Annotated in this window: 20 protein-coding genes; 12 read left to right on the top strand and 8 right to left on the bottom strand. The window is 67.8% G+C overall.

Annotation, left to right across the window (positions count from 1 at the left end; genetic code table 11):
• The first annotated feature begins 126 nt into the window (after positions 1-126).
• A complete protein-coding gene (locus ACQPYH_RS37830) occupies positions 127-1,239 on the top strand; it encodes a citrate synthase 2 (RefSeq protein ID WP_432881665.1) in 1,113 nt (370 codons plus the stop codon).
• Here the strand turns inward: ACQPYH_RS37830 and ACQPYH_RS37835 are convergent.
• Positions 1,236-1,988, bottom strand: coding sequence for a helix-turn-helix domain-containing protein (locus ACQPYH_RS37835; RefSeq protein ID WP_432881667.1), 753 nt, complete (start codon positions 1,986-1,988; stop codon positions 1,236-1,238). The genes ACQPYH_RS37830 and ACQPYH_RS37835 overlap by 4 nt on opposite strands.
• 101 nt (positions 1,989-2,089) lie before the next feature.
• On the opposite strand from ACQPYH_RS37835, the gene ACQPYH_RS37840 reads away from it, so the two are divergent.
• Positions 2,090-2,941 (top strand): phytanoyl-CoA dioxygenase family protein, encoded by an 852-nt coding sequence (locus ACQPYH_RS37840; protein WP_432881670.1) that lies wholly within the window; start codon positions 2,090-2,092, stop codon positions 2,939-2,941.
• 108 nt (positions 2,942-3,049) lie between these two features.
• Entirely contained in the window at positions 3,050-4,174 is a 1,125-nt protein-coding gene (gene serC, locus ACQPYH_RS37845) for a phosphoserine transaminase (RefSeq protein ID WP_432881672.1), read from the top strand.
• A gap of 57 nt (positions 4,175-4,231) precedes the next feature.
• Here the strand turns inward: serC and ACQPYH_RS37850 are convergent, their stop codons facing one another.
• Genes ACQPYH_RS37850 through ACQPYH_RS37860 form a run of 3 tightly spaced genes read right to left on the bottom strand, consistent with a single transcriptional unit; the run spans position 4,232 to position 7,627 of the window.
• A complete protein-coding gene (locus tag ACQPYH_RS37850) occupies positions 4,232-5,182 on the bottom strand; it encodes a GNAT family N-acetyltransferase (protein ID WP_432881675.1) in 951 nt (316 codons plus the stop codon).
• 49 nt (positions 5,183-5,231) lie between these two features.
• Positions 5,232-6,332 (bottom strand): hypothetical protein, encoded by a 1,101-nt coding sequence (locus tag ACQPYH_RS37855; RefSeq protein WP_432881678.1) that lies wholly within the window; start codon positions 6,330-6,332, stop codon positions 5,232-5,234.
• On the bottom strand, positions 6,329-7,627 hold the full coding sequence (locus ACQPYH_RS37860) for a class I SAM-dependent methyltransferase (RefSeq protein ID WP_432881680.1): 1,299 nt from the start codon (positions 7,625-7,627) through the stop codon (positions 6,329-6,331). The genes ACQPYH_RS37855 and ACQPYH_RS37860 overlap by 4 nt, the downstream gene beginning before the upstream one ends.
• A gap of 160 nt (positions 7,628-7,787) precedes the next feature.
• Here ACQPYH_RS37860 and ACQPYH_RS37865 point away from each other — a divergent pair, with 160 nt between their 5' ends.
• The gene (locus ACQPYH_RS37865) at positions 7,788-8,039 is read left to right on the top strand and encodes a type II toxin-antitoxin system Phd/YefM family antitoxin (RefSeq protein ID WP_432881683.1); all 252 of its coding nucleotides are present in this window, start codon (positions 7,788-7,790) and stop codon (positions 8,037-8,039) included.
• Positions 8,036-8,416, top strand: a complete 381-nt coding sequence (locus tag ACQPYH_RS37870; protein ID WP_432881686.1) for a PIN domain-containing protein — start codon at positions 8,036-8,038, stop codon at positions 8,414-8,416. The genes ACQPYH_RS37865 and ACQPYH_RS37870 overlap by 4 nt, the downstream gene beginning before the upstream one ends.
• A gap of 75 nt (positions 8,417-8,491) precedes the next feature.
• Here ACQPYH_RS37870 and ACQPYH_RS37875 read toward each other — a convergent pair whose 3' ends face one another.
• Positions 8,492-8,857 (bottom strand): hypothetical protein, encoded by a 366-nt coding sequence (locus ACQPYH_RS37875; protein ID WP_432881688.1) that lies wholly within the window; start codon positions 8,855-8,857, stop codon positions 8,492-8,494.
• A gap of 161 nt (positions 8,858-9,018) precedes the next feature.
• On the opposite strand from ACQPYH_RS37875, the gene ACQPYH_RS37880 reads away from it, so the two are divergent.
• Entirely contained in the window at positions 9,019-9,606 is a 588-nt protein-coding gene (locus tag ACQPYH_RS37880) for a helix-turn-helix domain-containing protein (protein WP_432881690.1), read from the top strand.
• Positions 9,607-9,626: 20 nt separating this feature from the next.
• The gene (locus ACQPYH_RS37885) at positions 9,627-10,910 is read left to right on the top strand and encodes an MFS transporter (protein WP_432881693.1); all 1,284 of its coding nucleotides are present in this window, start codon (positions 9,627-9,629) and stop codon (positions 10,908-10,910) included.
• Here the strand turns inward: ACQPYH_RS37885 and ACQPYH_RS37890 are convergent.
• Positions 10,840-11,943, bottom strand: coding sequence for a hypothetical protein (locus ACQPYH_RS37890; protein WP_432881696.1), 1,104 nt, complete (start codon positions 11,941-11,943; stop codon positions 10,840-10,842). The two genes, ACQPYH_RS37885 and ACQPYH_RS37890, sit on opposite strands and share 71 nt — an antisense overlap.
• Before the next feature lie 262 nt (positions 11,944-12,205).
• Between ACQPYH_RS37890 and ACQPYH_RS37895 the strand changes: the two genes are divergently transcribed.
• The 4 genes from ACQPYH_RS37895 to ACQPYH_RS37910 are packed head-to-tail and all read left to right on the top strand — an operon-like array spanning position 12,206 to position 17,881.
• Complete coding sequence (locus ACQPYH_RS37895) at positions 12,206-13,168, top strand: carbohydrate ABC transporter permease (RefSeq protein WP_432881698.1); 963 nt, start codon at positions 12,206-12,208, stop codon at positions 13,166-13,168.
• Positions 13,168-14,028 carry a carbohydrate ABC transporter permease gene (locus ACQPYH_RS37900; RefSeq protein WP_432881701.1) on the top strand — a complete coding sequence of 287 codons (861 nt, stop codon included), beginning with the start codon at positions 13,168-13,170 and terminating at the stop codon, positions 14,026-14,028. Before ACQPYH_RS37895 ends, ACQPYH_RS37900 begins: the two co-directional genes overlap by 1 nt.
• A gap of 18 nt (positions 14,029-14,046) precedes the next feature.
• A complete protein-coding gene (locus ACQPYH_RS37905; protein ID WP_432881704.1) occupies positions 14,047-15,357 on the top strand; it encodes an ABC transporter substrate-binding protein in 1,311 nt (436 codons plus the stop codon).
• Between the two features lie 10 nt (positions 15,358-15,367).
• Entirely contained in the window at positions 15,368-17,881 is a 2,514-nt protein-coding gene (locus tag ACQPYH_RS37910; RefSeq protein ID WP_432881707.1) for a hypothetical protein, read from the top strand.
• A gap of 109 nt (positions 17,882-17,990) precedes the next feature.
• On the opposite strand, the gene ACQPYH_RS37915 is transcribed toward ACQPYH_RS37910, so the two are convergent.
• On the bottom strand, positions 17,991-19,325 hold the full coding sequence (locus ACQPYH_RS37915; protein WP_432881709.1) for an FAD-binding oxidoreductase: 1,335 nt from the start codon (positions 19,323-19,325) through the stop codon (positions 17,991-17,993).
• Between the two features lie 87 nt (positions 19,326-19,412).
• Here ACQPYH_RS37915 and ACQPYH_RS37920 point away from each other — a divergent pair, with 87 nt between their 5' ends.
• A complete protein-coding gene (locus tag ACQPYH_RS37920; protein WP_432881712.1) occupies positions 19,413-20,510 on the top strand; it encodes a helix-turn-helix transcriptional regulator in 1,098 nt (365 codons plus the stop codon).
• Here the strand turns inward: ACQPYH_RS37920 and ACQPYH_RS37925 are convergent.
• A complete protein-coding gene (locus ACQPYH_RS37925) occupies positions 20,497-22,125 on the bottom strand; it encodes an acyltransferase (protein WP_432881714.1) in 1,629 nt (542 codons plus the stop codon). The genes ACQPYH_RS37920 and ACQPYH_RS37925 overlap by 14 nt on opposite strands.
• Positions 22,126-22,148 lie beyond the last annotated feature (23 nt).

Raw genomic sequence — 22,148 nt, forward strand, 5'->3', positions numbered from 1 at the left:
CGTCGACAGTAGACCTCTCAGCGGTCCACCACCGGCGCAATGTCCTCGAACCGGTCACAAAGCTGTCGTGTCATCAGTTCCGAGAACTATGCTGCGGGAGCGCCGACACGAGGACGAGGGAGTCGCATGTCTGATCCGAGGACCGAGGTGCAGCACGGGCTGGAAGGCGTGGTCGCCTTCGACACGCAGATCGCCGAGCCGGACAAAGAAGGTTCGGCGCTCCGCTATCGCGGCGTGGACATCGAGGACCTGGTCGGCCGCGTCCCGTTCGAGAACGTGTGGGGCCTGCTGGTCGACGGCGCCTTCACCCCGGGCCTGCCGCCCGCCGAGCCGTTCCCGTTGCCGGTGCACACTGGCGACGTGCGCGTCGACGTACAGTCCGCGCTGGCGATGCTCGCACCCGCCTGGGGTCTGCGGCCGCTCTACGACATCGACGACGTGCAGGCGCGTGACGACCTGTCCCGGGCGGCGGTGATGGCGCTGTCGTACGTCGCGCAGGCGGCCCGCGGCGTCGGCCATCCGATGGTGCCGCAACGCGAGGTGGACAAGGCGACGACGATCACCGAGCGGTTCATGATCCGCTGGCGCGGCGAGCCGGATCCCAAGCATGTCAAGGCGGTCGACGCGTACTGGACGTCCGCGGCCGAGCACGGCATGAACGCGTCGACGTTCACCGCGCGGGTGATCGCATCGACCGGTGCGGACGTCGCTGCTGCACTGTCCGGTGCGGTCGGCGCGATGTCCGGTCCGCTGCACGGCGGTGCGCCGGCCCGGGTGCTGACGATGATCGAGGGCGTGGAGCGGTCCGGCGACGCACGCTCGTACGTGAAGGGCTTGCTGGACGCGGGCGAGCGGCTGATGGGCTTCGGGCACCGCGTGTACCGCGCCGAGGACCCGCGCGCCCGGGTGCTTCGTCGTACGGCGCGTGAGCTGGACGCCCCGCGGTACGAGGTGGCTCAGGCGCTGGAGCAGGCTGCGCTGGCCGAGCTGCGCGAGCGGCGGCCGGACCGGGTGCTGGAGACCAACGTGGAGTTCTGGGCGGCGATCGTCCTCGACTTCGCGGAGGTGCCGCCGCCGATGTTCACGTCGATGTTCACCTGTGCACGGACGGCCGGCTGGAGCGCGCACGTACTGGAGCAGAAGCGGACCGGCCGGCTGATCCGCCCGTCGGCCATCTACTCGGGTCCCGCGTCCCGGCCCGCCGACGCCATCGAGGGCTGGAACCCGGATTGGGCTTAACGGTCTTGGCTGGGGGTGCGGCCGGTGCGTTGTTTGTACTGGCGGCTGAAGTACGGAACGTCGGTGTAGCCGAGGGCGGCGGCTGTCTCGGTGACAGTCATGCCGCTCTCGGTGAGCAGTTGATGCGCGCGGTCGATCCGGGCCTGGATGAGGTACTGCGCGGGTGACATCCCGAACTGCGCGACGAACCTTCGCGTGAACTGGGCGCGACTCAGAGAAGCCTTGGAGGCCATCTCCGCGACGGTCCAGTCGCGGCCCGGGTCCTGCCGGAGCTGCCTGGCGATCTCGTCGACGGCGGTGTCGGTGACGCGTCGGCCCGGGGTATGGACGGCGTCCCAGATCAGCGCGATCAGTTGCTCGAGGCACAGTTCCGCCTGGCGCCGGCCGAGCGCGTCCTGCCTGCGGTACGACGCGTCGCTCGTGCGGGCGAGGACGCCGAGCAGCTCGCGATCCATCACCTCTCCCCAGCGCGGGTCGGGCGCTGCGCCTGTGGTCTGGAAATGCATGCCGAAGACCAGCAGCCGACGGTGCGGGTCGTGGGTGGCGCGTGGCGCATCACCGGGCTGGAACACCGCGCAGATGCCGGGGTGCAGGTCCTGGCGTTCGCCGTTGAGAACCAGCTCGCCGCGTCCGTCCATCACGCACCAGAGCAGGTGGTCCGCCAGCGGGCGCGAGGTCCACGACCAGCTCGGCTCACACCGCCAGAAGGTCGGTGCGGACACCAGCTCGAGCTCCAGCCGCTGCAACAAAAGTTCAACTCCTCGCGCGAATCCTCCGTGGTTCGGTGCCGGTACCAGGCAGGAGAATTGGATCTGCCAAGCAGCGTAGAGCACAGCCGCGGGAGTCGTGCATGAGCGTTTCATCCAACGTCGACGTCGTACTTCGGGAAGAGTTCGAGCGGACCGGTTACGCGCTGGTGCGCGGGCTGTTCAGCACCGACGAGGTCGACCGGTTGCGGGACCACTACATGGAGGTCCGGCAGCGCGGTCCGCGGGCGAACGACTTCGCGGGGCACAACTCCACCGACCGCGACCCGCTGAAGCGGTACCCGCGGATGGCGCAGATGCACCGCTGGGACGAGGCATCGCTGCAGTGGATGATCGACCCGCGCATCGACGAGGTCATGACGACGCTTCTCGGGCGGTCACCGTACGCCGTGCAGACAATGGTCTACTTCAAGCCGCCGGGCTCCCGCGGGCAGGCGTTGCACCAGGACAACTTCTATCTGAAGGCCGATCCGGGGACGTGCGTCGCGGCGTGGATGGCGCTCGACCGGGTCGACGAGGCGAACGGGTGCCTCGAGGTCGTGCCCGGCTCGCACCGGTGGCCGATCCTGTGCACGGAGAAGGCCGACACCACGGTCAGCTTCACCGATGTCACGGTCCCGCTGCCGTCGACCGGGTCCGCCGTATCGGTGGAGATGGAGCCGGGCGACGTGCTGTTCTTCCACGGGGCGCTGGTCCACGGCAGCAATCCGAACGTCACCACGGACCGCTTCCGCCGGGCGCTGATCGGCCACTACATCGAAGGCGAGGCGGAGCGGGTCGCGCAGTACTACCACCCGGCGCTCCGGATGGACGGGACCGAGCTCACGCTCGAGGTGGCCGAGGGCGGCGGGGCATGTGGCGAGTGGACCGAGACGCCGGACGGGCCGGTTGCCGTCCTGACCGGTACGCAGACCATCACCCGCAAGCACGAGTAGTCCGCGCGGTGAGCCCCGGAGCGGTGGGTTGGGCCGGGTGTGCGAGGATAGAGCGCGCTGACAGCGTCGTCGGCTTTCTGAGATGCAGACGACGAAGGGAAGACGCTGGTGACCAGCGACATTCAGATTCCTGCTGAGCTCAAGCCCGCTGACGGCCGCTTCGGTTCGGGCCCGTCGAAGGTCCGCCCGGAAGCCGTCGCCGCGCTGGCGACCGAAGGCGCGAAGCTGCTCGGCACCTCCCACCGCCAGGCCCCGGTCAAGAACCTGGTCAAGCGGGTCCAGGAGGGCGTGGCCGACCTCTTCCAGCTGCCCGAGGGCTACCAGGTTGTGCTCGGCAACGGCGGGTCGACGGCCTTCTGGGACGTAGCGACGTTCGCGCTGATCCGGGAGAAGAGCCAGCACCTGAACTTCGGCGAGTTCTCGTCCAAGTTCGCCAAGGCCGCGCAGCAGGCGCCGCACCTGGCCGACCCGTCGGTGATCAAGTCCGACCCGGGCACCCGTCCGGTCGCCGTGGCCGAGGCCGGCGTCGACCTGTACGCGTGGCCGCACAACGAGACCTCGACCGGTGTGATGGCGCCGGTCAAGCGCGTCGAAGGCGCCGACGAGGGTGCACTGGTCGCGATCGACGCGACCTCGGGTGCGGCCGGTCTGCCGGTCGACGTCAACGAGGCCGACGTGTACTACTTCGCGCCGCAGAAGGGCTTCGCGTCCGACGGCGGCCTGTGGATCGCGCTGATGAGCCCGGCCGCACTCGCCCGGGTCGAGGAGATCACCGCATCCGGCCGCTGGATCCCGGCGTTCCTGGACCTCGCGACCGCGGTCGACAACTCGAGCAAGAACCAGACGTACAACACGCCGTCGCTCGCCACGCTGTTCCTGATGGCCGAGCAGACCGACTGGATCAACAACCAGGGCGGTCTGGAGTGGAGCGTCGGGCGGACGACGGACTCGAGCAACCGGCTGTACACGTGGGCCGAGAAGTCGGAGTACGCGACGCCGTATGTCACCGACCCTGACGCCCGCTCGCTCGTCGTCGGCACGATCGACCTCGACGACGCGATCGACGCGGCGGCGGTCGCGAAGGTACTGCGCGCCAACGGCATCGTCGACACCGAGCCGTACCGCAAGCTCGGCCGCAACCAGCTCCGCGTCGCGATGTTCCCTGCGGTCGACCCGAACGACGTCGAGAAGCTGACCCAGGCCATCGACTACGTCGTCGAGAACCTCAAGTAGCCAGAGCCACCGAACAGCCGCCGTACCCCATGTGGGCGCGGCGGCTGCTTCATTTGCTCAGAGGTTGATGCGGAGGACGGCTCGGCGGTTGCCGGGGCGGCTTACTTCGGTGAAGCCGGCGGCGGTGAACATGGCGAGGGTGCCGACGGAGCCGCCGTCCACGAGGTCGGGGTAGCCCTCGAGGGCTTGCGCGCCGCCGGCGCGGGCGAAGGGGACGGTGGCTCGGGCCAGGGCGCGGCCGATCCCTCGGCGGCGGTAGCCGGCGCGGGTGACGAAGCAGGTCACGGCCCAGACGGTCGGGTCGGTCCTGTCCTCGTTGCGGCCGAGCCACGGGACGCGGAAGTCCCTGAGCAGCCTCGGGTGGTCCGCGCGTGGCGCGACGGCGCACCAGCCGACGGGCTCGCCATCGACGTACGCGACCAGGCCGCTCGTCTCCTGCGCCTTGCGGTTGCCGCAGGCTGTCTGGTCGCGGAGTCTCGCGGAGAGTTCCTCGGGGCCTTCGGAGTCCCAGGACTCCTTCGGCAGCATCCGGAAGCGCTGGCACCAGCAGCGTGCGGGATCAGCCGCCGAGAAGATCGCCTGCAGGTCGTCCCACGTGGCCTGGTTGGCCGGCACGATCGTCAACTGCTCGAACGCGATCGGCTCCCGCGAACCAGCCGACCGGAGAACGGCAACCCGCCTGGCCGGCGCCGCCTTCGGCTGGGTCGGCTTACGCGCCGGCGCCTCGAACGCCACCCCAACCTCCACCGGATCCCCCGCATCCAGCCGCTCAGGCTTTCGTACGGCGTCCTTCAGCGGCAGCAGGTAACCGCCGTCCCTCGACCACAACGACGTCTTCCACTCGGTGCTACCGAGCCGGGCACGGATCGGCAGCATGCCCCAGACGTTGTACCCGGCAGCCGACGCAGCAGCCTTCATCGCCTCGGCTGCCTCGTCAGGAACGGGCACGAAGTAGTACGGTGCCGGACCGCGCCACTCGATGACCTCGCCGCTGAACTCATGCTCCATGCCCCGATGCTAGGGCTGGTTCCGGACGTACAGCTTCCGGATTTGTGGATCAGACGTGCGGGCGGCGGTGGCCGGTGGGTGGTGACTGGCCGGTCAGACGGTCGTTCTCGGCCTGGCGGTCCCGGCGTTCGCGGCGACCCGGCGGGAACGTGACGACGGTGATGATGAGCGCGAACAGGCTGGCGCCGATGACGATCCAGCGGAGGTTGTGGCTCTTACCGGAGTCCGAGTTGCTGGAGTCTGACGTCGTGGCCGGCTTCGGCGTCGCACTGGCGGACGGCGGCGTGGAGGTGACTGCCTTGGCGGGAGCCGTCATCTGGTAGACGGCCGAGTTGGCGCCTTCGCTGCCGACGAGGACAGTGTTGTCCGTGGGGCCTACCGCGACGGTCTCGCCCTGGCCGAGGACTGCGGCGCCGCGGGCGACCACGGTGGGGGTCTCGCCCCAGGCGACCGTTGCGACGTCGGTGTACGTCCGGAGCACCACGCGCTGTCCGTCCGGCATGAACGTGCCGTCGGTGATGATCCCGGGAGGCGACGGCGCCAGCTTCGAGAGGTCGTTGGTGCCTTGGCGGCTCGGGGCGGGCGGGGCGGCGTAGATCCCGCCGGTGCCCTTGAGCTCCTTCGTCACGATGTACAGCTGGCTGGTGCCCGGCTCGATCAGCAGCGTCTCGGCGTCGTGCGCGCCGTCGGGGTACTTGAAGTCGAACTGGTGGTACTTGAGGTCGGCGTCCTCGAGGGTCGCCGGCTCCGGGATCGTGTAGATCTCGATCTGGTCCCGGCTGGCCTTGTTGTCGCCGATGTCCGCGATGTAGATCGTGCCGTCCCGGTCCACGCCGAGCGCCTCGACGTCGGTCACCTTCGCGCCGAACCGCAGTACCGCCTCCACCTTGCCGGTCGTGCCGTCGATCGCGAACACCCGGCCGGTGTCACCGGAGTCGTTCACGGTGTAGTACGTGCCGGGGTGCTTCACGCTCTTCGCCAGACCGGACGACTCCTTGATCCGGTCGTCGTTGATCGTGAACAGCTTCTTCGGAGCGGCCGCGGTCGGGTCCGCCTCCACCGTCGCCGAGGCGGTTGTGGGAAGTGCCACACCCGCCAGCGTGCAGAGGGTCGCCCCCACCAGCGCAAACGCCGTCCGAAGTCGCGTCACAAGCCCACCTCGGCACCCGCGGCCGGCCTACCAGGCGGCGTCTCGGCCGGCGGCGTCTCGGCCGGCGGCGTCGCGGGCGGTAGGAGGAGCTGGGCCAGGCGGGGGTTGACCTGCCACTCGGTGACCAGGGCCTCGTACTCGGCCTGGAGCTCGGCGGTCGGCTTCGCGCCGGTCCGCGCAGCGCGAAGCAGCAGATTGCGCGGCGTGTGCTGACTGTCCACGAACTGCACGACCTCCACCCGGTAACCGACCTGTCGGAGCACCGCCGCCCGCAACGAATCCGTCAGGACGTCGGCAAACCGCTCACGAACGATGCCATATCGCGTCATCAGCGCATAAGGCGCCGGTGGTGTGACGCTCTTGAGCTGCTTTTGGATGTCGTGATGACAACATGGGGCCGCGAGCACCAGCTGAGCCTCCCAGCCGACCGCCCGCGCGAGGGCGTCGTCGGTCGCGGTGTCGCAGGCGTGCAGCGCCAGCACGACGTCCGGCCGTACGTCGAGCTCGGCCGCCTGGATGGTCGCGTCGACGAACCGCAGGTGGTCCTGCCAGCCGAGCGCCTCGACCACCCGCGCGTTCCGCTTCCGGGCCGCCGGGTTGTGGTCGATCCCCGTCATCCGGACATCGTGCCCGGCCGCGGACAGCAGGTGGTACGCCGCCAGCGTGAGATACGCGTTCCCACAGCCAAGGTCGACCACCTGCAGCGGACGGTCCGTCGCGATCCGGCCGGCCCCGATCGCCTCGTCGAGCGCAGGCGCGAGCAGCTTGCAGAACTCCTCGATCTGCTTGTACTTCGCCTGCCGCGACGGCTTCACACGGCCCTGGTGGTCGCTGATACCGAGCTCGATCAGGAACGGCGCGGCCGGGTCGAGCACCCGCTGCTTCACCCGGTCGTGCCCGGTCTCCTGCTCCCGGCTGTCGTCCTGCCGGTGCAGCAGCTCCTTGCCCTTCTTGGTGTAGCGCAGCCGCAGGGTCTCGCTCGTCGTCTCCACGTGCCACGACCCGTACGGCAGGTCGAGGAGCTCGTCGACCGCCTTCTCCACGTCGTCCGCGGGGATGTTCCGCGTGTGGGCCTGCCGCTCGTCGAACTCGGTGATCTGCAGGTGCCGCTCGCCCTTCAGATCGACGTACCGCACCTCGACCCGCAGGTACGCCGGCGGGTCGAACCCGCGGCGCCGCCCGGACGCCAGCGCCCGCACCAGACTGCCCTGATCCAGCAGGGCAGCACGAACCACCTCCAGCGCCCCGGCCTCCGCCGACCGCGCCGGCTCGCCCGACCGCACCACTGGTTGCATCGCGCCATTGTCTCCGACCCCCACCCCCGATCTCAAAAGGGTCGCAGAAACCCACCGTCGCCACCCCCGAACTCCCCGTACACTCCCCGCTGCGCCGGTGTACTACGGTCACCTTCCCTCGCACAGCCAGGACGTGTAGCACATGTGCTACATTGGATGCATGGACGCCCTGGGACTTCGTGAACTTCGGCAGCACGCAAGTGATCTCGTCCGCCGCGCCGAAGCCGGCGAGCACTTGGTGATCACCGTGTCCGGCCGCCCTGCGGCAGTGCTCGGACCACCGGAGCGGGACCACTGGCGGCACTACGACGAGGTCGCAGACGTACTGGTCCGACGCACCGACGACGCCTGGGAAACCGATCGCGACCTGATCGACCAAGACCTCGTCGATCCCTGGGAGCCGAAGGAATGAGGGCACTGCTCGACACCAGTGTCCTCATCAAAGGGCTGGACAACCCGGTCGACGCCGAGTTTGCGATCAGCGCCATCAGTCTCGCCGAGTTGCACTTCGGTGTACTCGTCGCCAAGTCACCGGAGATCCGCGCCGCCCGCCTGCGCCGTCTTGCAGGTATCGAGCGCGCCTTTGAAGCGCTGCCCGTGACTGACGCTGTCGCTCGGACATACGGCTCGCTCGCAGCAGCGGTCGCGGCAGCAGGAGGGCAGCCGCGCGCCCGTGCGTTCGACCTGGTCATCGCGGCAACCGCGGCTACCCATGAGGCCGCCCTCTACACGCGAAACCCGAAGGACTTCCACGCGGTCCAGGAACTCGTCGAGATCATCGCTGTCTGACCACTCCCCGAAGCACATCAAACCGCCGGGAGACGACTCGGCGAGGCGGCGTTTGTGACGGTTCCCTCGGATGGCTCATTCGAGTTTTTGGTCGTCGGTGAGGAGGCCTAGGGAGCGGAGGCGGGTGGCGATTCCACCTTCCTGGCGGCCGAGGGTGGTGACGAGGGCGTCCTTGGTGGCGCCGTTGTGGAACATCTCGATCAGGGTCTGCTCGTCTTCGGGGGACCACTGGGTGAAGGCCTTCGGGTGGTTCTTGCGGGCCTGCTCGATCTTGCGGGTCATCGAGCGCGGGTTGAGCAGTTCGAGGGAGCGGATCCGGGCCTGGCGGTGGCGGCCGACCTCCTCGCCCTCGCGCCAGAACACCACCGCCCCGTCGTCGAACGTCATCAGGTCGGCGGGGACGTCGCAGTAGTCGGCGTCCTCGAGCATCACGCGCATCATTGCTGGTTCTCTCCATTCACGGTGGATGCGTGGTCGACAGAGAAGATGCCGCGATCCGACCCACCCGCAGCCCACCGATCCGCAACCTGTGGACAACCGATCGCACAAGTTGTTTGCAAAATCTCTTTGCAAAGAGTCTTTGCAGTCCTATGCTCGACACCATGAGCGACGAGACCACCCCCGAGCCGCCCCGCACAGTCCGGCTGGACCGCCACCTGGTGCGCGCCCTCGCCCACCCGATGCGGAACCGGATCGTCGGCCTGCTGCGGGTGTACGGCCCGCAGACCGCGACTACCCTGGCCGGCCGGCTCGGCGTGAACACCGGTGCGACCAGCTACCACCTCCGCCAGCTGGCCGACGCCGGTCTGGTGATCGAGGACGACACCCGCGGCAACGCCCGCGACCGCTGGTGGAAGGCCGCGCACCAGGGCACCGAGTTCAACAAGGCCGAGCTGCTCGAGCAGGAGCCCGAGCTGGCGCTGGGCTTCCTGCACGGAGTCGGACAGACGTACGCCGAGAACATCTTCGGCTTCATCGATGCGATGCAGACGATGCCCGAGGACTGGCGCGACGCCAGCCTGCTGGGGGACTACTTCTTCCACCTGCGGGCCGACCAGCTCGACGCGATGATGCACGAGGTCGTGGCGGTGCTGGAGAAGTACAAGACCCCCGACCTGACCGCTCCCCTGCCGGAGGGGGCCGAGCAGGTGACGGTCCAGATCCAGGCCTTCCCGCGCGAGACGCGGTAGCAGGGCACGGGGTGAGGCAGATGAGCGACAAAGGAAACCGGGCGCCGCTGATCGCGTTCCTGGTGGCGAACGTGGTGTCGGTCTGTGGCACCAGGGTGAGCGCCATCGCGATCCCCTGGTTCGTGCTGATCACCACCGGGTCGCCCGTAAAGACCGGTCTGGTCGCCATGGCCGAGATGACGCCGCTGGTCCTGGTCAAGGTCGCCGGTGGGCCGTTGATCGACAAGGTCGGAGCACGCCGCATCAGCGTCGTCGCGGACACCGCGAGTACTGCGGTAGTCGGTCTCGTCCCGCTCCTCCACACGCTGGGCCTGCTGCACTTCCCAACGCTTCTCGTGCTGGTTGCGATCGCCGGCGCCTGCCGGGGACCGGGTGACTCCGCGAAGGAGACGCTCATCCCGGACATCGCCCGTGCGGCGAGAGTGCCGCTGGAGCGAGTGACAGGCCTGGAGAGTACGACGGAACGCCTGGCCGGCTTCTTCGCGTACGCCCTGGCCGGCGGACTCATCACCCTCGTCGGTGCGGTCAACGCACTCTGGATCGACGCCGCATCGTTCGGCGTATGCGCCCTACTGATCGCCCGCTGGATCCCCAAGCCCACCAAGCAGCCAACCACCAACGAGCTCGAACAGGGCTACGGACAAAGGCTCCTCGAGGGCTGGCAGTTCCTTCGCACCGACAAGCTGCTGCTTCCGCTCGTCACCATGATCGCCGTGACCAATCTGCTCGACGCCGCGACCAGCACGGTCCTGCTGCCGGTCTGGATCAAGACGCACGGCTACGGCCCCGGACACACCAGCCTGATCCTCACCGCGTTCGGAGTGACAGCCACCGCATTCGCCTTGCTGGCTTCAGCAATCGGCGACCGGATCCCCCGCAAGCTAGTTTTCACCGTGGCCTTCCTTATCGCCGGAGCACCGCGCTTCGTAGCCCTGGCAGCAGGCGCACCGATCTGGGCTCTGATGGCGGTGTACGCCGTCGGCGGCATCGGAGCCGGCTTCATCAACCCGGTGCTCGGCGCGATCCGAGTCGAACGGATCCCCGGCCACCTGCTCGGTCGAGTCAACTCACTGTCGAACGCGGCCTGCTGGACCGGCGTACCGCTGGGTGGCGTGGTCGCCGGACTGGCCATCGCAGGCATCGGCTTCGCGCCCGCAGTGCTTGCCGGAGGCGCCATCTACCTGATTGCAACCATGTCGCCGGTGCTGATCGGCCGGCACGAGAGCTGGAAGGCTACACAGGATCCGACGGGTCCTCAGGAAACGGCGGCTGATCCGGATCGGGTGGCAGTCGCAGCACCTTAGCCTTCGTGGTGCTCTCCACCTCGCGCCGCATCCGGTCCCGCTCCGCCCGCAGCAGACCGAGCATCACCAGGTCCAGCAACATCCCACCCGCGGCCGCGAACTGCGTCGCAGCGAACTGGAAGACCTGTGTCATCAGCAACGACACCAGGACAGCCAACTCGAACAGCCGCACCGCCCGGGCCCGATTGCCCTTCCGCAGCGCCAGCGCACCCCGCACCGTGAACGTTGCCGATAGCAAGCTCCCGGCCGTGACGCCCAGCACTGGAAGGTGATTGAGCCCATCGCCGACGACGATCGCGATGAGCAGCGCACCAACCACCTGCAACGCCAGTACGGCGACAGCGATCCGCGGCGCCTTCGGGTGCGTGGCGAGTCGCTCGAACCCGCGCTGCAGCGCCTGCCACCCCGCATCGACCGGAGCAGCCAACTCGACCTCGTCGGCCGGGCACGCAGCCAGCAACTCCCTGGTCTCCTGCCGCCCCTGCACCTGCAGAGGCACCGCGCGCAGCAGCTCCGACGCCTCCGCCCGGCGACGCCGCGACAGACCGCCGGCGACACCCTCGACAGCGTGGTCGATGACGTTGGCCAGCTCCTCCCGCGGGTCGATCGGCCGCCGCGTGGTGAGGAACCGGAATCCGAGAATGATCAGCACGAAGACGACGTACACGATCGCCGCGGTCGGCTTGTAGAAGTAGTTGTTGTCCGAGGTGACGAACTTCCCCACCTCGTCGATGAACAGTCCGAACCCGATCCCGCCGACCGTCGCGGCGGCCGGCCGGACGACGGGTCCGACGTACCCGAGCAGCAGTGAGATCGCGATCAGCATCAGCAGGCCGCCGGGCAGCACGTGCGCGATGTGCAGACCCTTGCCGCCGATCTGCGGGTAACCGCTCAGGCTGAGGATCAGCCGGGTCACCAGGACCGTCGCCACCCCCGACACCACGAACGTCGTCAGGTGCTCCCCGGACCGCACATTGCGGACCAATCCGGCCCGCATCAGGTACGACGACCGCGCGGCGGTGCTGTTCGTCATTGGCGGGACGTTACCCGGGCCCCGGACCCAGCACAGCCACAGAGCGTTTGAGACGTATGAATACGAATCCACTTAGCTATTGCGCTTCATCCACCAGCGGCCTAATCTCTCGCGTAGCGGAATATCACTTCCACCAGGTGATACCCGTCCGCGCCGCCCACTAACCGGCCGAAGTCCTTCCAGAGCTGTGATCCGAAGGCTTCGGCCGATTTTCCGGCCAGTTTCTACATCGGTGAAGAAGGACTCCTGAGAGGAGGCCACCATGAGCACGAGCACCGAGATCTCGGCTCCGGCAGGCCGTGAACCGACAGCTGAGGTCCCTCCCCCGGCACCGCGTCCCAGACCCGGCCGGCGCACGGACCGGGTTGCCTACCTCTTCCTGCTCCCCTGGTTCACAGGACTGCTTCTGCTGACGGCCGCACCCCTGCTGGGATCGCTGTACCTGTCGTTCACCAAGTTCAACCTGCTGCAGTCACCGCACTGGAACGGCTTCGGCAACTACGTGAAGATGTTCACCGACGACCCGCGGTACCTGCAGTCGTTGAAGGTCACCTTCATCTACGTCGCGCTCACCGTCCCGCTGCAGCTGGGATTCGCACTCGCGGTCGCCGTGATGCTGAACCGCCCGATGCGCGGGATGGCCTTGTACCGCTCGATCTACTACATCCCCTCACTGCTCGGCGGCAGCGTCGCGATCGCGGTGATCTGGGGCCAACTGTTCGACGACGACGGCGTACTGAACGCCTTCCTGGCGTTCTTCGGCGTCGGCGGCCGCAGCTGGATCTCCAACCCCGACACGGCTCTCTACACGCTGGTGCTGCTGAACATCTGGCAGTTCGGCTCGCCGATGGTGATCTTCCTGGCCGGCCTCAAACAGATACCGCAGGAGCTGTACGACGCGGCCTCGGTCGACGGCGCGAACGCCTGGCGCCGGTTCTGGTCGGTCACCGTGCCGCTGCTGACGCCGATCATCTTCTTCAACGTCGTGCTGCAGATCATCCAGGCGTTCCAGGCCTTCACGCCGGCGTACGTCGTGAGCGGCGGCAGCGGAGGCCCGTCGGACTCCACGTTGTTCTACACGCTTTACCTGTACCAGCAGGGTTTCACGAACCTGAACATGGGCTACGCCTCCGCGATGGCGTGGGTGCTGCTGCTGATCATCGCGATCTTCACGCTGATCAACTTCGCGCTCGCCCGCCGCTGGGTCTACTACGAGGACCGCTGATGACGACACTCCAGCACGCTCCCGCAGCCCGGCGGCGTACCCGCAGGTGGCTGACCCATCTCGCGCTGATCGCCGGCACCCTGGTGATGGTCTATCCGCTGCTGTGGATGGTCGGCGGATCCTTCAAGGACGAGTCCGACATCTTCTCGCAGCTCAACCCGTTCCCCAGTTCGCTCGACCCGCGCAGCTACATCGCCGGCTGGACCGCGACCGATCCCACCTTCACGCGGTTCTACATCAACTCGATGCTGATCGCGGTGCTCGCGGTGGCCGGCAACGTGATCGCCTGCACGCTCACGGCGTACGCGTTCGCCCGGCTGGAGTTCCGCGGCAAGAAGGTGTTCTTCGCGATCATGCTCGGCTCGATCATGCTGCCGGCGCACGCGCTGCTGATCCCGCAGTACGTGCTGTTCTTCCACCTCGGCTGGGTGAACACCTATCTCCCGCTGGTGGTGCCGAAGTTCCTGGCCACCGACGCGTTCTTCATCTTCTTGATGGTCCAGTTCATCCGCACGATCCCGCGGACGCTGGACGAGGCCGCGATGATCGACGGCTGCGGCAAGGTCCGCATCTTCAGCCGGATCATCCTGCCGCTGACCGGACCGGTGCTGATCACCACCATGATCTTCACCTTCATCTGGACGTACAACGACTTCTTCTCCCAGCTGATCTACCTGTCCTACCCCAGCAGCGAGACCGTGCCGGTCGCGTTGCGGCGATTCGTCGACGCGACCGGCGACTCGTCGTACGGGCAACTGCTGGCCATGTCGGTGCTGTCGCTGGTGCCGACCTTCATCGTCTTCCTTCTCGCCCAGCGCCGGATCGTCGAGGGCATCGCCACGACCGGCCTCAAGGGCTAGCCCGAAAGGACCACAGTCATGACCACACAGATCGACCGGCGGCGCTTCCTGCAGGCCGGACTCGCGGCCGGCGTACTCGCTCCTCTGCTGGCCGCCTGCAACCTCGACCCCGCGGCCAAGGAGGCGAAGAACTCGGTCCGGTTCTCGAGCTACGGGGACCCGACCAAACTCGGCCTGCGCAGCAAGCTCGCCGACCAGTACACCTCGAGCCATCAGAGCGTGAAGATGGTCTTCGAGGGCACCGCGACCGCGGAGTACTGGGACAAACTCGCCACCCAGATGGCCGGCGGCAACGCCCCGGACGTGATCAACATCGACATCGCCCGGATCGGCCAGTACGGCGCGGCCGGCGCGTTGCAGTCGCTGGAGAAGTACATCCCGGACCCGATCGACACCAAACCGCTCGACAAGAACCTGCTGATCCAGGGGCAACTGAAGGGCGAGCAGTTCGGCATCCCGGTCGCGATGGGCGCCTACAGCATGGGGTACGACGTGACCGTGCTCGACCAACTCGGTCTGGAGCACCCGACGGAGACGTGGACCTGGGCCGACTTCGCGACGCTGGCGAACCAGGTCCGGGTGAAGTCCGGCAAGAAGATCTACGGCGCGGAGGATCCCAGCGGGGACACGGCGTCGCTGCAGATCTTCCTGCGTGGCAAGGGCGAGGACCTGTACAAGGACAGCGCACTCGCGTTCACCGATGCGTCGCTGACCGAGTGGTTCGAGTACTGGGCCGCGCTGCGGGCGACCGGCGGCACGATCCCGGCCGATATCGCAGCCCAAGCGAAGTACGGCGATTGGCCGACCAGCCCGCTGGTGAAGAAGCAGGCCGCGCTCGCACATATCCACACGCCCAACCTCAAGGGCGGTTTCCAGGATCTGACCAAGAACACCATCGACATCACCCTGCCGCCGCGGAACACGAAGGGCGGCAAATGCGGGACGTTCCCGGCGCCGAGCAGCTACCTGTCGCTCAACGCCAAGAGCCAGCGCGCAGACGACGCTGCCGCGTTCATCAACTGGTTCACCAACGGCGCCGAGGCCGCGAAGACGCTCCGGCTGATCAGCGGACCGCCCGCCTCGGCCGAGGGCCGGGACGTGCTACTGAAGGGCAGTGACCTGTCGGCGAGCGAGAAGCAGGTGCTCGCGTACACCGACCTAGCGCTGAAGAACTCGTTCGCCCCGCCGCAGGCCGCACCGGCTGCTTCGACCGCCGTCGGCGACCTGCTGCTGAAGGTCAGCCAGGACATCGCCTTCAACAAGATCTCGATCAAGCAGGCCGTGCCGAAGTTCATGGCCGACGCCGGCAAGACCCTCGACGGCAAGTGATTGGAGCCCTATGAACGAGCAGAACCCCGTCACGACCGGTCGCACCGCGACCTGGGCGATGGAGCAGCTCGCGCAAGCCCTGGCTGAGCAGGGGATCGCCGACACACCGGTCCGGCTCGCCACCCCCGACGAGGTCCCGGCCGCCGACCTCGCCGACGTGCCCGAGTCGTACGCCGTACTCCGTGTCGACGACGAGCTCGTTGTCGTTAGCAACGACGAGATCGGCCTGCGCTGCGGAGTACTCGAGCTCGCGGACCGAGTCGCCGCCGGCGAGGACCTCGCTGGTACGACGCCGTTCGCCGAGCAGCCCGCCGTACCCGTCCGGGGTGTGGTGCGGTCGTTCTCCAGCGTGGACGAGGACACGCCCTGGTTCCACGACCAGCGGTTCTGGACGGAGTACCTGACCTGGCTGGCCGCGTCGCGGTTCAACCGGTTCCACCTCGCGCTTGGCATGCAGTACAACTACGGCGCCGATCGCCATGGCGCGACCGACAACTACCTGTGCTTCGCCTACCCGTTCCTGTTCGACGTGGACGGCTACGACGTACAGGCTGAAGGAGTCGGTGCCGACGAGCAGAAGCGCAACCTCGACACGCTGCGCTTCATCGCTGCCGAGAGCAAACGGCGCGGGCTGAAGTTCCAGCTCGGTCTGTGGAACCACGCGTACGACTACGGCCGCGACTCGGTGCACCGGTACCCGATCACCGGGATCGGTCCGGAGACCCATGCGGAGTACTGCAAGGCTGGTATCGCCAAGCTGCTCGAGGAATGTCCCGACATCGACGGGCTCACCTTCCGGGTGCACTACGAGGGCGGCATCCCCGACGACAAGCACGAGATCTTCTGGCGGGCGGTCTTCGAGGGTGCGAACTCGGTCGGCCGGCCGCTAGAGATCGACATGCACGCGAAGGGCGTCGACCAGGCCCTGCTCGACGCCGTCGACCTGCCGAACCTGTCCCCGGTGCTGTCGGCGAAGTACTGGGCCGAGCACGTCGGGCTGCCGTACCACCAGGCCTCGATCCGGGCCAAGGAGACGGCCAAGCCGATCCCGGCCGGCCACGAGATGAAGGGCATCACCGAGTTCTCCCGCCGGTTCACCCGCTACGGGTACGGCGACTTCCTGCGCGAGGACCGGACCGTCGACCTGATATTCCGGGTCTGGCCGGGAACGCAGAAGCTGCTGGCGTGGGGCGATCCCGCGATCGCGGCCGGGTACGGGCGGCTGTCGACGTTCGGTGGATCCCGTGGCGTCGACCTGTGTGAACCTCTGTTCTTCAAGGGACGTCACGGCAGCGGTGAGGTCGGCGGGCGCGACCCGTATGTCCGCGAGGACCTCAGGTTGTCTGACAACCGGGAGTGGACCAAGTACCGCTACGGCTACCTGTTGTGGGGTCGGCTGCTGTACAACCCCGACGCCGAGCCCGAGACCTGGCGTCGTCACCTGCGCTCCACGTACGGCGAGGCCGCGGCGCACGTGGAGGACGCCCTGAGCCCATTGAGCCGGATCCTCCCGCTGGTGACCGTGGTCCACGGCGTCGGCGGATCGAACAACGGCTACTGGCCCGAGGTGTATCTCAACCTCCCGATCTCGTCGCGCGTCGAGTCGCCCCACTACGCCGGCGACACCGACCCGCCCGCGAACTGGGGTGGCGTCAGCCCGTTCGACCCGACGACGTTCTACGCGATCGACGAGTACGTCGCGGCACTCGCGAGCGGCGCGGTGTCGGCGAAGTACACGCCGCTCGAGGTGGCGGCCTGGATCGAGCGACTCGTCGACGACGGACAGCAGGCTCTCGACCGCGCTCGTCAGACCGCGGACGAGTCGGACGCGCAGGTCCGCCGGGTCCTGATCGATCTGGAGATCCTGGTCAGGATGGGCAGGTTCTTCGCCGGCAAGTTCCGCGCCGCGGTCGACTACTCGACTTATCGGACAACCAGACAGGTGAGCGCTCTGGAGTCGGCCGTCAGGGTCTACCAGTCGGCGAGGGACGCGTACGCCGAGATCCCGGCGATCGTCGACGGCGTCTACCAGCCCGACCTGCGGTTCGGGATCGAGGCATCCGAGCACGGCCACTGGGCTCATCGGATCCCGGACATGGACGCCGACCTCGCAGCCCTCGCAGAGGAACTGCAGGAGGCGACCGACACACAGCAGGTCACCCAGTTGGCCCAAGCACCGACCCGGCCGGCCACCTCAGGCGTCGACCACCAGGTGCCGGAGAGCTTCGACCGGGGCAAACCGGTCACGCTGTCGCTGGAGGTCGTGGATCCCGACGTGACCGGCGCGACACTGCACTACCGGCATGTGGACCAGTCGAAGCCCTGGCAGCAGGTCCCGATGGAGCTGTCCGGGCAGACGTTGTCCGGCACGATCGACGGTGAGTACACGGCGTCGACGTACCCGCTGATGTACTTCTTCAGCGTGCAGCACCGGTCCGGTGGGCAGGCGCTCTACCCCGGTCTGGCCGCCGACCTGTCCAACCAGCCGTACGTCGTCCTGGGCTCGGCAACCGTCACCGGATGAACGCTGCGATCACGACGATCGCGATGAGCGCTGCCAGCACGATAGAGGTGACGAGGCGACGGGTCCGGGGGTCCACTTGCTCAGGCTAGTGGACCCCCGTCCGGGTCGTTCACACCAGTGGGTAGTTGCCGACCAGGACACCGAGCGGATCGACCCGCTGCTTGATCTCCCGCAGTCTGGCCAGGTCGGGCTCGCTGATGGAGTCCTGCAGCGACTCCCACGCGGACAGACCGGTCGGCGGCATCTCACCGGTGTGCCAGGGCGCCAGGGTCTCCTTCAGCGCACGCAGTGCCGCCTCTGCCGGCTCCTGCAGCTCTGGCACCGGCACGATCGACACGGCGAGCACCATGTACTGCGCTGCCGGGTCGGCCGCCGCCACGCCGGCGTGACCAACCTCACCGCTCGCCCGCAGGTGCCGGATCTGCACCTGGAAGATCAGCGACGGCTGACCGGCGTACTCGAGCAGTGTGGCGATCAGCTCCGGTGTGAGCTCGTCGAACGTGCTGGTGATGAGCGAAAGCGCCTGCGGCGGCGCCGGCACCGCATTCATCTCCGCGACTCCACTGGGCGACAGCGGAGTGATCGTGTCGGCCACAGGTGTCCCGGCCGCACGGATGGTCGAAAGCACTCCCTCCAATGCTTCCGGCGCGTACGGCGTGATCGCATCGACCATGCAGAACGACTTCCCACGTACTGCGTCCGGCAACGCCGGTGAGTGCGGGTAGTGGATCAGGTACGCCCACAGCGTCACCTGCTCCGCCGCCTCCTGCGTCGCCTTCCCGTACGCCGTCAGCACCGCCTCCGACTGCTCGATCGGGAACATCAGCCGCCCACCCGTGATGTCCGGCGCCGGATGCAGGTCCACCTCGATCGACGTCACCACACCGAAGTTCCCGCCGCCACCGCGCAGCGCCCACATCAGGTCCGGGTCGACCGCGTCGTCGATCCATCGGCGGGCCCCAGCCCCGTCGACGATCTCCGCGGACCGCAGACTGCCCGCACCGCTCCCGAACGGGCGAGAGAACCACGAGAACCCGCCACTCGTGCAGAAGCCGGTCACCGAGATGTTGCTGCTCGTACCAGGGAGTCCGGTCAGTCCGGTGCCGTCCAGCGCTGTCTGCACGGTCCCCCAGCGCACTCCGGCACCCAGCCGCGCGATGCGGGCGTGGGAGTCGACCCAGATGTCGTCCAATGCGTCAGTGCGCACCACGATCGTCCCGTCGAGCGCACGGGTCGCACCGTGGCCACCTGCTTGCGCAGCCACCTTCAGCCCGCGCGCACCGGCGTACGCGATCGTGTACTCGATATCACTCGGCCCAGCCGCCTCTACGACGGCCGCGGGCTGTTGGTCGACGGACAGGTTCCACGCGCGTCGTACCTGATCCCAGTCCGGGTCGCCCGGCGTCACCAGCCGCCCGCTCAGTACCTGACGTAGTTCGTGCATGCCCACCACAATCCAGCCACCTCTCCCCCAGCGGTATCCCAGGTTTCTGGGGTACCTCATGGCCTGGCACTGGTGCAGACTGATTTGGTGAAGACCTACCACGCGGAGTCCGCACGCGCAGGCCTGGAGGCTGCCGCGGACGCCGGGCTGTCGTGGCAGGACTTCGGACTGGCGACGATCGAGCTGTTGCAGCGGGCGATACCGAACGACGGGATCTGCCTCGGGCCGGCCGATCCAGCAACCAGTCTGCTGACCGGACGGGTGAAGAGCGGGCTGCGCTGGGCGGACGAGGTCGCGTTCGTCCAGCACGAGTACGGCGCTCCGGACATCAACCGGTTCGCCGATCTGGCCCGGCGGGAGATCGGCGTCAGCATCCTGGACGAGGCGACGGGCGGCCGCCCCGAGCTGAGTGCACGGCACCGGGAGATGGTCGCCAGCACCGGTCTGCGGCATGAGATGCGCGGGACGATGCGGTCGGACCACCGAATGTGGGGTTTCTACACGCTGTACCGAGAGAAGGGGCGCACCGGGTTCTCACCGGCCGAGGCCGAGTTCATGCACCGGCTGGAGCCAGTGCTAACGCGTGGCATGCGGCGTGGTCTGATCTCTGCGGACGTCGAGTGGCAGGACAGCGGTACTGCGGTCGTGATCGTCAACGCGGCCGATGAGATCACCTCGGCCACACCGGCCGCAGAGGATCGCATCGCGGACCTGGGCGGCGACCTGTGGTCGCGGCTGCCGGTCTCAGTGGCGATCGTGGTGTCTGCGGCGCGCTGCGTACCCGGACTCGCCACGCAGGTGCCACAGATGCGACTGCGCAGTCAGTCCGGTCAGTGGCTGACCGTCCAAGCCGCATCGGTCCGCGGACCGGATGGGCTGACCACAGACATCGCCGTCACCATCGAGCCCGCTGGCGCGGCGATCATCCCGCTCGTCGTCGCGGCGTACGGACTGACCGAGCGCGAGCGGGCCGTGGTGCAAGAAGTGCTGGGTGGCGCGAGTACTGCGCAGATCGCGGACCAGCTGCACTTGTCGCCGTACACCGTGCAAGACCACCTGAAGGCGATCTTCGACAAGGTCGGCGTCTCCAGCCGCCGCGAACTCTCCTCCCGCATCTTCATCGACCACTACGCCGGCCGCGTCGGCCAGAACGTCGGCGCAGACGGCTGGTTCAGTGGAGAGTGATGAGGGGTTCGGGGCGGTGTACGCCGCGGGGGCGGTAGCCGAGGGCGTCGGAGAGGCCTAGGTAGTCGGACAGCAGCCAGATGATGGCGAGCCACATCTCGGTGCCTTGCAGGCCGGGGATTGCGCGGTCGTCGGTGCCGTCGGGAGCGAAGGCGAAGCCGGCGCCGTCGACCCAGCGCGGGAGGATCGCGCGCAGTTGTTCCTCGGCCCAGCGGCGGGCGTCCTGCTCGCCGTACGTCGTCTGTTTGCGGGCCAGCCACAACGGGTGGATGACGTCGAGGATGTTGCACGAGTTGTAGTTGTCGCCGGTGAACATGCGGCGGTCGTTGCTGTGGGCAAGGACAGTGGCGACCGCTTGTTCGGGGTACGGCAGCGGGAGGCCGAACTGGGCGTAGGTACCGCGGGTGAGGCGGTAGAAACCGTTGACGACCTGCAGCCAGCCGTCGTCGGGATGTTGGTGTCCCCAAGCACCGGTCGTTGGGTCGACCCTCGTCACGAGCCAGCCCATCAACGCTTCGAGTGGGCCGGATTCCTTGTGGTCATGGAGATTCCGGGCGATAGCCGTGCTGAGGTGGTCGATACCGGACCCGGCCGACCAGGACCTCCTTGCCCAGGGCAAATTGTCCAGGTCGGTGAAGGTGAATGTGGTGTCGATCGGGTGCTCGAAGCTGCTGCCGAGGACCTGGAGCGCGTAGCCGACACACAGGACGTGATAGCCGGCCGGGCCTTCCAGGACAGAGAGTTTGGTGTCATCCGGAAGGTCCAGCCCGGAGTCCGAGAGGTCTCCTGGTGCGACCAGTCCGGTCTTCGGGTCCTGCCGGTGACGCAGCCGGCGGACCAGGTCGTCGCGCGTGTGCCCGAGCGGAGTACGACGTACCAGCAGGTCGGCGATCTCGATCGCGTCGCACCACGGGCGCACCGCCGGCTCATGGTCGAGGTCAGGACGGTCGACGAAACGCTCGCCGTCCCAACAACGAGCGAGTACGTCGTCCACCTGTGAACGCGCCTTGGCGGCGAAGGCTGTCAACTGGGTACGGAGGTCACCTGACATGGAGGATCCTGTTCGCGAGCGGAGGACGCGGGCGGGGTTGCCGGCGGCGACCGAGTTGGCCGGGATGTTCTTGGTGACGACCGCGCCGGCGCCGATGATGGTGTGTGGGCCGACGGTGACACCGTCGAGGATCGTCACGTTGGAGCCGATCCAGACGTCGTCGCCGATCGTGATGCCGAGGGCGGTGTGAGGTTGTTTGAAGATCGGCTGACCGGGAGCCGTGCCGTGATTGAACGCGAGCAGCGACGTATGGGCGCCGATCCGTACGCCGTCGCCGATCGTCACTGTGCCGCGAACGGCGGAGAACGGGTTGATCGTGGAGTCGGATCCGAGCGTGATGTTTCCGGTGACGTAGGCGTGCGCGGCGATGTACGAGCGCTCCCCCATCGTCAGCTCGTCGCAGTACACGGCGGCCGACTCCGCGACGTACACGTCGGCGTCGAGCCGGACCGACCCGCCGAGACGCGACTGCCGTTCGGCCTGGCGATCGCGTTCGGCGTCGGAGGCCGTTCGCTTGTACTCCCACGGCAGGAAATCGAGTCGCAACGGCTCATTCGGCAGCATGGGAAAACGCTATCCAAAACACC

The sequence above is a fragment of the Kribbella sp. CA-245084 genome (assembly GCF_050942355.1).
Taxonomy (GTDB): Bacteria; Actinomycetota; Actinomycetes; order Propionibacteriales; family Kribbellaceae; genus Kribbella.